Genomic DNA, 13,538 nt, shown 5'->3' with positions numbered 1-13,538 from the left:
GTCAGGCTCCGATCGTGACGGGGTTGGGGGTCGTGCGGCCGCGCGGGAAGCACGCGATTCCGAGCGCGACCACGGCGGCGACGGTGACGGAGACGGCCCACCGCAGGAGGGGGTAGTCGCCGCTGGGGTCGAAGATCTCGGCGCGCGGCCAGGACAGGTTGACGACCATCAGCACGCCGTAGCCGACCGCAAGAATGTTGACGGGAAGGCCGAACCGTCCGAGCGAGAACAGCTTCCGGCCGTCCGCATCGACCTGCGGTCCACCGTGCGGCCAGCCCTTCAGCCTGCGCAGCAGGAGCGGCACGGTGACCATCAGGTAGGCGAGGTAGATCAGGATGATGCACACGCTCGACAGGGTCGCGAAGATCGCGGAGTTCCCGACGTTGACCGCGAGGATGCCGATGCAGACCAGGCCGATCAGGACGGACGGCGCGATGGGCGTTCCGGTGCGGGTGTTCACCGTCGACAGGATCTGCGAGGCGGGCAGCCGTCCGTCGCGGGCCATCGAGAACACCAGCCTGGACGCCGCCGTCTGGATGGCGAGCGTGCAGACGAACACGGCGATCGCGACGTCGACGAGGAGGAGGGTGCCCCAGGGCGAGCTGAGGATCGACGAGAGCACGTATGGCAGGCCTTCGGCGGCGAGCCGGCCGTCGGTCAGGCTCGGCGCGGCCATCAGCGCGCCGATGATCATCAGTCCACCGCCGAGCGCCGACACGGACAGCGCGAGGCGGATCGTGCGCGGCGCCACCCGGCGCGGATTCCGCGTCTCCTCGGCGAGTTCGCCCGCGGAGCCGAACCCGACCATGACGTAGGCCGCCATCAGTCCCGACACGATCCACGCCCATCCGTACCCGGGTGACGCCCCTGCCGTGCCCGTGTCGAACACGACCTCCGGTCCGCGCTGGGCGTGGGTGAGGAACATGCCGATCACCGCGATGACCCCGACGATCTCGCAGGTCACGCCGATGTTGTTGATCCTGGACATCCAGTTGACGCCGATGCAGTTGATGAACGTGGTAAGCACGAGGAGGACGGAACCCAGCAGCACCGCATTGGCGGCGCCACTAGCGGACGTCAACGTGCTGTCCTCACCGATGATCTGGAATCCGCTCCACACGTTGGGGAGCACGACCTGCAGGGCGATGGCCGCGGCGGAGGCGGTCACCATCTGCGCGAGGATCATGAACCATCCGGCGAACCAGCCGACCACCTCACCGCCCATCCGGCGTGACCATTGGTAGATCGCCCCCGAGATGGGGTACCGGGCGGCCAGTTCGGCGAAATTGAGCGCAACCATGAACTGGCCGACGAACACCACCGGCCACGTCCAGAAGAAGGCGGGGCCGGCGAATCCGAATCCGAGCCCGAAGAGCTGGAAGATGGTGGTGAGGATGGAAACGAATGAGAAGCCTGCGGCGAACGACGCGAACTTACCGAGGGAACGGTGAAGTTGCTGTTCGTAGCCGAATTCGCCGAGGTCGCCCGTGTCGTCGACGCCGGTTCCGCCGGACGGGCGGGGAGGTGTGGCCGGCGCGGTCAGCACTTGCGCAGTCCTTGTGGGTGTACTCAAGGGCTTACTCCTTCGGCGAGAGCAATATCTGTCGCTCGATAGTTTTCTCGCGGAGAGGCCTCGATGGGTGACGCCCGCGTATCCAGATCGCGGCCGGCCGTAACAGCATCGTTGCCTACGTTTCGGGAGCATGACGAAACCCTCACGAGGGGTGGAGACCGCCGTTCCCGAGAGCGACCTGACATCATGGAGCGGTGACCACAGGGCCGGGACGACCCCGACTGACCAGTCAGCGCAGACCAGGGCAGACCACTCCCGAGGAGATACTCGACGCCGCCGGAGAGTTGTTCACCACCAAGGGTTTCGCAGCCACGTCCACCCGGCAGATCGCCGAGATGGTCGGTATCCGGCAGGCATCGCTCTACCACCACTTCCCCAACAAGGAGGAGATCCTGGTGGCCCTCCTCGAGGAGACGGTGTCCCCCGCGCTCGCCGCCGCCGGACGGCTCGCAGACGCCGCCGCGCCCGCCGCGGTGCGCCTGCACGCGCTGGCCACCTACGACGTCACGCAACTCACCGCCACCAAATGGAATCTCGGTGCGCTGTATCTTCTTCCGGAACTGCTGACCGAGCGATTCGAGCCGTTCCGCGCCCAGCGAACCCTGCTGCGCCGGCACTACCGGCAGCTGGCTGACCAGGCCCTCACGGAAATCACCGACGATTCCGGCGACACCTCCCCCGCCCTGACCGACCTGCCGTTCCGAATAGTCGAGAGCGCCATCGCAACCCGCGCCGACATCGAACGCGGACTGCTTCCCGGGCCCGAGAACGAGGGCGCCGCCGGACTCCTCGCCGACGCCTGCCTCCGCGCTCTCGGATGGACGAAGCCGATGGACGAAATCCGGGCGAAGTCGCGGGCACTGCTCGCCGAGGCGGCAGGCGGAACACCCCTTCGCCTCTAGCCGTGCACGTCGGTCCCGTGAGATAAAGTCTGGCGAACGCTTATCACTGGGGGGTTATCTTGAGCGATGTCTTTGTCGTCACGGACGGCATCAGGAATTACGGCGCCACCGCTGCGCAGGCCGCCGAACAGATCAGCAGCGCCGCCGCACTCGATCTCGGCGCGAATCTCGCGGCACTCGCGCCCGTGTTCGGCCCGATCGGCGCCGACTTTCTCGCGTCCTTCGCTGCCGCACAGGCAAATCACGCCAAGTCGGTCGCCGAACTCGCGTCTCACTACGCGCAGACCGCGGTCGCCGCCGATGCCACCGCCGATTCCTACGATTCCGTCGACGGCGCCAACGGCGTTGCGCTCGGTGCCGTCGGCGACGGGATGGGAGGTCTCGCATGACGTCCCCCGAATCCACCGGAAATCCTGTGGAGCACGGGTCGATCCTCGACCTGATCCAGGGAACGCCCGTCGGCGACGCCCTCGCCACGCCACTGCCGAGCACTCCACTCGAAGCCCTGCAGAACTCTCCGCTCGGTCCGTTCCTCGATGCGCCGCTCGGTGACCTGCCGCCGTTACCGGCCCTTCCGCCGCTCCCTCCATTGCCGCCGAACCCGGTGGAGGCGCTGCTGCAGGGTCACGTGCTGCCCGGACTGCCGGGTGTGGACGAGTTGTTCAGGCCGCTCACCGATCTCGCCGGGAGTTTCGGCACCGGCACGTTCGGCTCGTTCGATCCGACGTCCCTCCTCGACATGTCCTCGGGCATGATCGACCAGGCGATGTCGATGAGTATGTCGGGGCTGAAGGTGCTCGACCAGATCTGGCAGAGCCAGGCAGCACAGGCGGCGCAGTCGCAAGGCCTGCAGGCTCAGTCCAGCGGCACGGAATTGAGCGAACGCGGCACGGAGATCTCGGCGACGACGCAGACCGCCGCCGCGTCCGTGGCGCGGGGCAACGCGAACCTCATGACGATTTCGGAGTCGTTCGCAGCCACCGCGGTCGCCGCCGCGCCGATGGTGATGACGCCGCCCGGTCAGGCGATGCTGCTCGCGTCCGCAGCCGAGCATCTGAAGGCGGCCATCGGGGTCGTGACGCAGACGCGCACCGAACTCAACGAACAGACCCTCACGATGAACGGTCTGGCCGCCCCGGTTCCGGTGCCGCCGCCCCCGGCGCGCGGAGCCGTGGCGGGAGCCGCACCGACGTCACCGTTCGCCATCGCGTCCAGCGTGATCGAGGGTGTGGGCAAACCGATGATCTCCACCGTCACCGACAGTGTCGGCGACCTGGTGTCGGCGAGCACCCAGGCGGCGAGCGTCTCCTCGTCCGATCTGCCTGCCGACGCCCTGTCGGCGAAATCCGCGGTCACCCCCGCGCACGGGTCAGCGGGCGGAGTTCCGGGTGCGGTGGGCATCGCCGGCGGCGCTGGCATCGGCATGTACGGCGGCGGCGCGGGCGGAAGCGTCTCCGCGGGTAGCGGTTCCGTACCCCGCGGAACGATTACCGGGGCGGTTGTGCCCCCGGCGACACCGGGGACCACTCCCACACCCGGCGCCGCTCCGGCCGCCGCCTCGTCCCCTCTCACACCCGGTGGAGCCGTGGGCGGGATGGGCGGCGCCGGGATGGCGGGCGCCGGGCGCGGCGGCGACGACCAGCTGAGCGGCCGGTCCACACCGAGCTACCTCGTCAACTCCGGGGAGAACAACGCGTTTGTCGGCGATCTCCCCATGGTCGCGCCCGCCGTGATCGGCGAGGACCTCGACGACACTCCGTTCGGCGACCAGAGCTGATTGCTCAGTCGAGGAGCGCTGCCACCTCGTGATCGGTGAGCGTGGTGGTGGGCACGCGGCCTTCCGAACGCACCAGTTCCACGGCCCGGAACAGGGGGCGTTCGGGAAGGCCCGCGCCGCGCGCTTCCGCACGGAGCTGCTCGATGAGCACCGACGCGATCGCGGCGGCCGGCACCAGTTCGCTCGTCGTCAGCGCGTCGGCCAGCTTGCGGAGCCCGAGGATCTCGAGTTCACGGCCGCCGTCGGTCGTGTAGAGGGCGAGCGGTATCGCGAGGCTCCCGTCGGGATCCGTGATCCGGACACTCACCTCGCTGACCCGCGCCGAACGGACCACCAGTTCCGCCGCGACCGCCCTCGTGACGTCGACGTGCCGGCTGCGCAGTCCTCCCGTCGACCGGATTCGCCCGGTCTGCAGTGTGACGCGACGCCGCAACGTGAGGAGCGCGGACGCGGCGGTCGGGACCGCGATCACGGCCCCGACTGTCACACCGACCCACACGGGCCCGAAGAACCCGACGATGACGCCGACCACCACACCGATCAGCACGGCGATCGCCGCGACTCGCTTGAGTCGCGGTGCGATCAACTCGATCGGAACGAGGTCGAGTGACACTGGCGCGGTGTCGTCACGCGCCAAGGATGGCTCCGACGCGTGCGACGACATCCGCCGAGGAGACCGATTCCTGATCTCCGGTGGCGAGATTCTTGATTCCCACCGTCCCGTCGGCGATGTCTCGGTCGCCGAGCACGAGTGCCAGCGCGGCGCCGGATCGGTCGGCGGCCTTCATCGCGCCCTTCACCCCGCGGTTGCCGTACGCGAGATCGACTCGAATCCCCTGGGCGCGCAACTGCTGAGCGACCACCACCAGCTTCGCCTTCGCCTCCTCGCCCAGCGGAACGCCGAAGACCTCACAGCGGGCGGTCGAGCCTGCGGTCTTGCCCTCGGCAGCGAGCGCCAGGACGGTCCGGTCGACGCCGAGCCCGAAACCGATGCCGGACAACGGCTGCCCGCCGAGCTGCGCCATCAGACCGTCGTACCGTCCGCCGCCACCGATACCCGACTGCGCGCCGAGCCCGTCATGGACGAATTCGAACGTCGTCTTCGTGTAGTAGTCGAGGCCGCGAACCATCCGCGGGTTCACCACGTACGGAACACCCAGCGCGTCGAGGTGTGCGAGCACCTCGTCGAAGTGCGCCTTCGCCGTGTCCGAGAGGTGATCGAGCATGAGCGGTGCGTCCGCCGTCATCTCGCGCACCTCCTTGCGCTTGTCGTCGAGCACGCGCAGCGGGTTGATCTCCGCCCGCCGACGCGTCTCCTCGTCGAGGGGAAGGGCGAACAGGAACTCCTGCAACCGTTCCCGGTACTGCGGCCGGCACGTGTCGTCACCGAGGGAGGTGATCTCCAACCGGAACCCGTCGAGGCCGAGGCCGCGGAAACCGGCGTCGGCGATCGCGATGACCTCGGCGTCGAGGGCGGGGTCGTCGACGCCGATGGCCTCCACCCCGACCTGCTGCAGCTGGCGGTAACGACCGGCCTGCGGGCGCTCGTAACGGAAGAACGGTCCGGCGTAGCTCAGTTTCACCGGCAACTGGCCGCGGTCCAGGCCATGTTCGATCACGGCCCGCATGACGCCCGCCGTGCCCTCGGGCCGCAGGGTCACCGAACGATCACCGCGGTCGGCGAACGTGTACATCTCCTTGCTGACGACGTCGGTGGACTCGCCGACGCCGCGGGCGAACAGCCCGGTGTCCTCGAAGATGGGAAGTTCGATGTGGCCGTATCCGGCCAGTCGCGCAGCGCGCGTGAGTCCGTCACGGACCGCGACGAACTCGGACGACTGCGGCGGGACGTAATCGGGGACGCCCTTGGGGGCGGAGAAGGTGCTGGCTTTGCTCACTGTCGTTACTTTTCCTTATTTCGATCCCGAGAGTCCAACGAGAAAGGGGTTCGACCCACGTTCGGCGCCGACGGTGCTCGATCCGCCGTGCCCGGGGAGGACCGCGGTGTCGTCGGCGAGGATCAGAAGTTTGTCGGCGATGGACTGCAACAACTGTTCGTGGTTGCCGCCGGGCAGGTCGCTGCGACCGATCGATCCCTGGAACAGGGTGTCACCGGTGAGGGCGATCTCGACGGGGCCGTTCTCGGTGGCGACCCGGGTCCGGAAGACCACGGACCCCTGCGTGTGCCCCGGGGTGTGGTCGACGGCGAACGACATCCCGGCCTGCTCGATCACGTCGCCGTCGGCCAGTGCGATCACCTCGCCGGGCTCGACGAACGTCATGCCCTCGATGAACGGCTTCATCGTCGGGCCGATGCCGCGGCCCGGGTCCGACAGCATGTACCGGTCCTCGGGATGGATGTACGCGGGGATCCCGAATTTCTCGCAGACGTCGTAGGCGTTCCAGACGTGGTCGAGGTGACCGTGGGTCAGGAGCACCGCGGTCGGCGTGAGATTCGACTGGTCCAGGAATTCGAACAACGGTTCGGCGGCATCCTGTCCTGGGTCGACGACGACGCATTCCTGGGCATCGTCCTGCGCGAGGATGTAGCAGTTGGTCTGAAACATCCCGGCCGGGAATCCTGTGACGAGCACCTGTGAGGCTCCTGTTCGAGTGGACATTGCAGTCGGTACAGCCTAAGCCGCCGCCCCGCCAGGATGTTCTCAGGTTCGGATGGCAGACTCTGGAGGTCGTGTGCCGGGGGTAGTTCGCACCGACCAACTGCTATATCGATCGACCGACTGCCAGACAGACCGATACGGGAGGACCACCGCAGTGCCGAGCAACGAGCAGCGCCGGGAAGCAGCCAAACGAAAGCTCGAGCGTCAGCTCGAACGCCGCGCCGACAGAGCACGCAAGCGTAAGCAGCTGACGATCGCCGGTTCGGTGCTCGGTGTCGTGCTCGTGGTGGCGGCGGGCGCCGTCGTCTTCGCCCTCACCAGCGGCGACGACGACGCGACGGAAGCGTCGGCGGCCGAGTCGGTGTCGGCGTCGCCGCAGTCGCCCGGCGTGATGCCGGCGGGGCGGTCCGAACCGCTGCCCGAGAAGGTGTCGTGCACGTACACCCCCGGCACTCAGCCGCCCGCGAAGCAGGTGAACCCGCCGCGCACCGACGACATCGACACCACCCTCCAGGAAGTCAGCGTCAGCATGCAGACGACGCAGGGCAACATCGGCCTGATCCTGGACAACGCCGACTCCCCGTGCACCGTCAACAACTTCCTGAGCCTGGCGAGCCAGAACTACTTCGACAACACCCCGTGCCACCGGCTCGTCACGTCCGAAGGACTGAAGGTCCTGCAGTGCGGTGATCCCACGGGCGCAGGCACCGGCGGTCCCGGTTACGGGTTCGCCAACGAATTCCCCACCGACCAGTACGAGGCGTCGGATCCGTCCCTGCAGGTGCCGGTGACGTACCCGCGCGGCACCATCGCGATGGCCAACAGCGGTCAGCCCGACAGCAACGGCAGCCAGTTCTTCCTCGTCTACGCCGACTCGCAGCTTCCCCCGCAGTACACCGCGTTCGGGAAGGTCGACGATACGGGTCTCGCGACCATCGAGAAGGTCGCGGCGGCCGGCGACGACGGATCGATGCAGGCCGGCGGCGGCAAGCCCAACCTGCCCATCGACATCACGTCCGTCCGGATGGACTGAGTCTCGTGTGAGGATGGACCGATGAAACGCACCTCGATCCTCGTCGCAGGCGTGAGCCTCGCGGTCCTCCTCGCCGGTTGTTCGGATTCGTCCGACTCGGGCGGCACGTCGACCGGCACCTCGTCGAAGGCGGCGCCCACGAGCGCGGCGGAACAGTCGCTCGATCTGTCCAAGTTCGGCACGCTGCCGCCGGTCCCGGCGCCCGCCGCGGCCACCGTGGACTGCACGTATCCGGCCGGGCAGCCCGCCGTCAAGGATGTCACCCCGCCGCCCACGTCCGGTGTCTCCACCGAAGGCACCGTCCCGGTCGACCTCCAGACCAGCGCCGGACCGATCGGCCTTGTCCTCGACCGCGCCGAGGCCCCGTGCACGGTCAACAGCTTCACGAGCCTGGCCCAGCAGGGCTATTTCGACGACACACCCTGCCACCGGCTGACGACGGAGCTGGGACTGCAGGTCCTGCAGTGCGGCGATCCCAGCGGGAAGGGCACCGGCGGACCTGGCTACGGCTTCACCACCGAGTACCCGGAGACGGCGTTCGCGCCGAACGATCCGGCACTCGCGAATCCGGTGGTCTACCCGCGCGGCACCGTCGCGATGGCGAACAGCGGGACGCCCGGCAGTAACGGCAGCCAGTTCTTCCTCGTCTACGCCGACTCGGTGCTCCCGCCCAATTACACCGTGTTCGGTTCGATCTCCGAGGAGGGCCTCGCGACCGTCGAGAAGATTGCGGCGGACGGCGACGACGGATCCATGTCCGCGGGCGGCGGCAAGCCCAACACCCCGGTTCAGATCGAGACCGCGACGGTCGGCTGACCCACTCCTCCGGCTACACGAACGGGAGGGTCGTTCGATCAGATCGAACGACCGTCCCGTTCGTCGTTGCTACGCGGCGGACGTCACCCGGTATACGTCGTACACGCCCTCGACGTTGCGGACCACGTTCAGCACGTGCCCGAGGTGCTTCGGGTCGCCCATCTCGAACGTGAACTTGCTGATCGCCACCCGGTCGCCGGACGTCGTCACGGACGCCGACAGGATGTTGACCTTCTCGTCCGCGAGCGCCTTCGTCACGTCCGACAGCAGCCGGTGCCGATCGAGCGCCTCGATCTGGATGGCCACCAGGAACACCGACGACGGCGACGGCGCCCACTTGACCTCGATGATGCGCTCGGACTGCTCCTGCAGGGAGCCCGCGTTGGTGCAGTCGGTGCGGTGGACGCTGACCGCGCCGCCCCGGGTCACGAATCCCATGATCTCGTCGCCGGGAACCGGTGTGCAGCACTTGGCCAGCTTGGCGACCGTGCCCTCCGCGCCGGGAACCAGCACGCCCGCGTCGCCGGTGCTCCGAGGGCGCATCGGCATCGTGGACGGAGTCGACCGCTCGGCGAGCTCCTCCTCGACGTCGCCTACACCGCCCAGATGGGCAACCAGACGCTGGACGACGTGCTGCGCCGACACGTGGCTCTCACCGACGGCGGTGTACAGCATCGACACGTCGGTGTAGTGCAGTTCGTGCGCGATGGACGCCATCGATTCGGCGTTCATCAGGCGCTGCAGCGGCAGCCCGACCCGCCGCACTTCCTTCGCGATGGCGTCCTTGCCCGCCTCGAGCGCCTCTTCACGGCGTTCCTTGGCGAACCATTGCCGGATCTTCGTCTTGGCGCGCGGGGAGACGACGAACGTCTGCCAGTCGCGGCTCGGGCCGGCGTTGACGGCCTTGGACGTGAAGACCTCCACGACCTCGCCGTTTTCGAGCTTGCGTTCGAGCGCCACCAGCCTGCCGTTGACCCGGGCGCCGATACACCGGTGCCCGACCTCCGTGTGCACGGCGTACGCGAAGTCGACGGGTGTCGACCCGGCGGGCAGCGTCACCACGTCGCCCTTGGGCGTGAAGACGAAGATCTCCTTGACCGCGAGGTCGTAGCGGAGCGACTCGAGGAACTCCCCCGGGTCGGCGGCCTCACGCTGCCAGTCGAGGAGCTGACGCATCCACGCCATGTCGTCGACCTCGGCGACGTCACCGGAGTGCCTGCCCTTGGTCTCCTTGTACCGCCAGTGCGCGGCGATACCGAACTCGGCGGTCCGGTGCATGTCGTGGGTGCGGATCTGCACCTCGAGGGGTTTGCCCTCGGGCCCGACCACGGTGGTGTGCAGCGACTGGTAGACGCCGTAGCGCGGCTGCGCGATGTAGTCCTTGAACCGGCCTGCCATCGGCTGCCACAGCGAGTGGACGACGCCGACGGCCGCATAGCAGTCGCGGACCTCGTCGCACAGGATTCGCACGCCGACCAGGTCGTGGATGTCGTCGAAGTCGCGGCCCTTGACGATCATCTTCTGATAGATCGACCAGTAGTGCTTCGGCCTGCCCTCGACGACGGCGTTGATGCGCGACGCCGTCAACGTCGCGTTGATCTCCGCACGAACCTTCGCGAGGTAGGTGTCGCGGGACGGCGCACGGTCTGCGACGAGCCGCACGATCTCGTCGTACTTCTTGGGATGCAGGATCGCGAAGGACAGGTCCTCGAGTTCCCACTTCACGGTCGCCATGCCCAGCCGGTGGGCCAGGGGCGCGATCACCTCGAGGGTTTCGCGGGCCTTGCGGGCCTGCTTCTCGGGCGGCAGGAACCGCATGGTCCGCATGTTGTGGAGCCGGTCGGCCACCTTGATCACCAGGACGCGGGGGTCGCGGGCCATCGCGATGATCATCTTGCGGATGGTCTCGCCCTCGGCGGCGTTGCCGAGCACCACCTTGTCGAGTTTGGTGACGCCGTCGACGAGGTGGGCGACCTCTTCGCCGAACTCGTCGGTCAACTGCTCGAGGGAGTAGCCGGTGTCTTCGACGGTGTCGTGGAGCAGGGCGGCGACCAGCGTGGTCGTGTCCATCCCCAGTTCGGCGAGGATGCTGGCGACGGCGAGCGGATGCGTGATGTACGGGTCGCCCGACTTGCGGCGCTGGCTGGCGTGCCGCTCCTCCGCGACGTCGTAGGCGCGTTGCAGGAGCGCCAGGTCCGCCTTCGGATAGAGCTCGCGATGCAGGCTGACGAGCGGTTCGAGAACCGGCCGGATGGTCGTGTTCCGCTGACCCGTGATGCGCCGGGCGAGTCGCGCTCGTACCCGGCGCGATGCGGACGCCGGAACGGCGAATCCCTGTGCTCCACGGTTGTTACCGGAAGCCGGGTTCGCTGCAGGTGACTCGGCATCGGATTGCGCAGACGAGGTTGATCCCGTGTTCTGCGACCGATCAAGATTCGAAGTCATGCCGTCACCTCCTACCACTGAAATGGCTCGGGCCGTTCGGCCCTGGTTGGTCTCGGGCATGCGCCCTGGTGGCCGTGACGACCACCAGGCACAACTTTAGTACTCAGACCGTGACGAGGGACGTGAGCGGGTACTTTCCGAGCCGCTCCCGGCCACCCAGCGCGGCGATCTCCAGGACCACGGCGACACCGATCACCCGGGCACCTGCGGATTCCACCAGTCGCGCCGTGGCGTCGAGGGTTCCGCCGGTGGCCAGGACGTCGTCGACGACGAGCACCGAGCGCCCGTCCAGACCGATCGATCCGCTCGGAATCTCCAGCGTGGCCGTTCCGTATTCGAGGGTGTACGACTGCGACAGCACGGGCGGTGGCAGTTTGCCCGACTTCCGCACGGCCACCACACCGGAGCCCAGTTCCCGGGCGACGCCGCCGCCGAGGAGGAACCCTCGTGCGTCGACGGCGGCAATCACGTCCGCCTCCGGGGCGCAGGCGGCGAGCGCGTCGACGACGACGCGGAAACCTTCCGCGTCGGAGAAGACCGGCGTCAGATCGGCGAAGCGCACCCCGGGTTGCGGAAAGTCGTCGGCCCACCGGGTGAGCCGGGTGACGGCGTCACGCGCCGAAGAATGGTCGATCACCTGCGTAAGACCCACCTGTCCATGTTCCAGCCGGCGCCCGAACGCGTCGGATTGATTGCTCCCTCCTGCAAACCTGTCGCGAACGCGACGGTCCGCGGCTGGTCGAACAGCGGCACCGTGGGCACGTCCGACCACAGGATGTTCTCCGCCTCCGTCGACAACGACAGCTGGGTGGCGGTGGAGCTGTCGACCGCGAGTTGATCGACGATCTGATCGACGCGGCCGTTGCTGTAGTCCCCGAAGTTCGATCGGATTCCGCTGCGGAGGGCGTACATCGCGGTAGTGGCCGCCGCTGTGCCCGCGGCGCCGGGAGCGGCGGCCGTGCCCGCGAGGACCACGTCCACCTGACCGTCGCGCAGCATCGACGGCGTGAACTCGGGCGACGCGACGTCCTGCACGGTGATACCGGCCGGGGCGCACGCCGCCGCCACCGCCGCCACGATCTCGGCGCGGCGCGGGTTCGGGCCCAGATATCCGACACGGACGGTCGCCGACGTGTTGCCGGTGTCGGCCAGTGCGTCCGCCGCCGCTGCGGTGTCCGGCGTCTCGTACCGCCCGCCGACGGCACCGGCCACCGACTCGTGAACGAGACTGTCGGGGGCGGTGACCCGGGTGTCGACCGGGCCCCCGGCCGCCGCACCGGCCTCGTCCGACTCCGTGGCGATCCCGAACTTCGACGCCAGCTCCTCTCGGGGCAGGCACGCCGCGAACGCCCGCCGTCCGGCTGCGTTCTCGAACAGGCCCGAGGTGGACAGGACAAACTGCTCGACGCTGCGCGAGGGCACCTCCGTCACGTCGAACCCGCCGAGGTCCAGGTCCGGCGCCGATCCGGCGGCGACGTCGACCACCTCGACCGAACCGTCACCGATCCGCGCGCTCACGTCGGAAGACTTGGGCCACACCACGATCCGGGACGTGGCCGGACGGTTCCCCCACCAGCGGTCGTTGGCCACCAGCACGAGGCCCTCGTCCTCGGATAACGATTCGACCTTGTAGGGGCCGGACGCGGGGAACTTGGCGAGGTCGAGGTCGCCGGGCGCCATCGTCCATCCGTCGTTCCAGAAGTCCGCGACGCGCGTCAGTGCATCCACGTCCGAATTCTGCACGGCGGCCACGACGTCGGGCACGCCGGCAGCGCTGGCGACCACGTGCGCCGGCATCATCGACGTCGCGCCGAACAGCGATTTCCAGTCGGTGACATTGCGTCCCGCCTTGAACGTGACGACGGCATCCTTCGCGCCCGTCTGGCAGTCGACGCGGTCGATGTCCGAGTAGCCGGCGGTGCTCGCCGCATCGAACATCGGGAAACGGCCACTGTTCGCCGCCCACGTCAGCACCAGATCGTCGCAGGACATCGGCACGCCGTCGGAGTAGACGGAGTTGGGATTGAGCTTGTACTGGATCGTGAGGGCGTCCCCGGGCATCGCGTTGGCGGTGCCGATGTCCGTGTCGGCCACCGGTCCGCCTTCCGGCCCCGTGTAGTTGAACCCCGGCAGCACCCGCGCGAACGCCTGACGCGCCCCCGACACCGCACCCGCGACGCTGTTGGCGTTGTAGGTGGTGACGGTGTTGTCGATGGCGTAGCCGATCGACGGGATCTGCTCACCCTCCTCGGAACATCCGACGAGCGATCCGGCGAGGAGCACGGTCGCGAGGAGGCCGGCACCCGACACGGCCGTAATCCGGCCGCGTCGGGTGTGCGCACCGCGCCGGGTGCTGTGCGATGCGGGCATG

General features: G+C 68.3%; 12 protein-coding genes. 5 read left to right on the top strand and 7 right to left on the bottom strand.

Annotated elements, in window-relative coordinates; translation table 11 throughout:
* Nucleotide 1: 1 nt before the first annotated feature.
* Entirely contained in the window at nt 2–1,546 is a 1,545-nt protein-coding gene (locus tag CJ177_RS07565) for an amino acid permease (RefSeq protein WP_095867508.1), read from the bottom strand.
* A 221-nt stretch (nt 1,547–1,767) separates the two neighbouring features.
* Between CJ177_RS07565 and CJ177_RS07560 the strand changes: the two genes are divergently transcribed.
* The 3 genes from CJ177_RS07560 to CJ177_RS07550 are packed head-to-tail and all read left to right on the top strand — an operon-like array spanning nt 1,768 to nt 4,252.
* Nucleotides 1,768–2,475, top strand: a complete 708-nt coding sequence (locus tag CJ177_RS07560) for a TetR/AcrR family transcriptional regulator (protein WP_005241021.1) — start codon at nt 1,768–1,770, stop codon at nt 2,473–2,475.
* A 59-nt stretch (nt 2,476–2,534) separates the two neighbouring features.
* Nucleotides 2,535–2,864, top strand: coding sequence for a type VII secretion target (locus CJ177_RS07555; protein WP_005241020.1), 330 nt, complete (start codon nt 2,535–2,537; stop codon nt 2,862–2,864).
* Complete coding sequence (locus CJ177_RS07550; protein ID WP_095867507.1) at nt 2,861–4,252, top strand: hypothetical protein; 1,392 nt, start codon at nt 2,861–2,863, stop codon at nt 4,250–4,252. Before CJ177_RS07555 ends, CJ177_RS07550 begins: the two co-directional genes overlap by 4 nt.
* A 4-nt stretch (nt 4,253–4,256) precedes the next feature.
* On the opposite strand, the gene CJ177_RS07545 is transcribed toward CJ177_RS07550, so the two are convergent.
* From CJ177_RS07545 to CJ177_RS07535, 3 genes are read right to left on the bottom strand one after another with little or no spacing between them, the layout of a single operon-like run.
* A complete protein-coding gene (locus CJ177_RS07545; protein ID WP_005241016.1) occupies nt 4,257–4,916 on the bottom strand; it encodes a hypothetical protein in 660 nt (219 codons plus the stop codon).
* A complete protein-coding gene (gene hisS / locus CJ177_RS07540) occupies nt 4,879–6,150 on the bottom strand; it encodes a histidine--tRNA ligase (RefSeq protein ID WP_005241014.1) in 1,272 nt (423 codons plus the stop codon). The genes CJ177_RS07545 and hisS overlap by 38 nt, the downstream gene beginning before the upstream one ends.
* A 15-nt stretch (nt 6,151–6,165) precedes the next feature.
* The gene (locus CJ177_RS07535) at nt 6,166–6,846 is read right to left on the bottom strand and encodes an MBL fold metallo-hydrolase (protein WP_005566972.1); all 681 of its coding nucleotides are present in this window, start codon (nt 6,844–6,846) and stop codon (nt 6,166–6,168) included.
* Nucleotides 6,847–7,027: 181 nt separating this feature from the next.
* On the opposite strand from CJ177_RS07535, the gene CJ177_RS07530 reads away from it, so the two are divergent.
* Both CJ177_RS07530 and CJ177_RS07525 read left to right on the top strand, forming a co-directional pair.
* Nucleotides 7,028–7,906: a peptidylprolyl isomerase gene (locus CJ177_RS07530; RefSeq protein WP_061045215.1), complete on the top strand. Its 879-nt coding sequence runs from the start codon at nt 7,028–7,030 to the stop codon at nt 7,904–7,906.
* 21 nt (nt 7,907–7,927) lie between these two features.
* Nucleotides 7,928–8,722 carry a peptidylprolyl isomerase gene (locus tag CJ177_RS07525; protein WP_005241007.1) on the top strand — a complete coding sequence of 265 codons (795 nt, stop codon included), beginning with the start codon at nt 7,928–7,930 and terminating at the stop codon, nt 8,720–8,722.
* A 69-nt stretch (nt 8,723–8,791) separates the two neighbouring features.
* Here CJ177_RS07525 and CJ177_RS07520 read toward each other — a convergent pair whose 3' ends face one another.
* The 3 genes from CJ177_RS07520 to CJ177_RS07510 form a co-directional block, all read right to left on the bottom strand.
* On the bottom strand, nt 8,792–11,167 hold the full coding sequence (locus CJ177_RS07520) for a bifunctional (p)ppGpp synthetase/guanosine-3',5'-bis(diphosphate) 3'-pyrophosphohydrolase (RefSeq protein WP_005241006.1): 2,376 nt from the start codon (nt 11,165–11,167) through the stop codon (nt 8,792–8,794).
* 103 nt (nt 11,168–11,270) lie between these two features.
* Complete coding sequence (locus CJ177_RS07515) at nt 11,271–11,804, bottom strand: adenine phosphoribosyltransferase (protein ID WP_025432422.1); 534 nt, start codon at nt 11,802–11,804, stop codon at nt 11,271–11,273.
* The gene (locus CJ177_RS07510) at nt 11,801–13,537 is read right to left on the bottom strand and encodes an ABC transporter substrate-binding protein (protein ID WP_061045217.1); all 1,737 of its coding nucleotides are present in this window, start codon (nt 13,535–13,537) and stop codon (nt 11,801–11,803) included. The genes CJ177_RS07515 and CJ177_RS07510 overlap by 4 nt, the downstream gene beginning before the upstream one ends.
* Nucleotide 13,538: the final 1 nt, after the last annotated feature.

The organism is Rhodococcus sp. ACPA1 (assembly GCF_002300195.1).
GTDB lineage: Bacteria > Actinomycetota > Actinomycetes > Mycobacteriales > Mycobacteriaceae > Rhodococcus_F > Rhodococcus_F opacus.
Note: the sequence above shows the minus strand (reverse complement) of the source record. Positions and strands in the feature narration are given on the sequence as shown.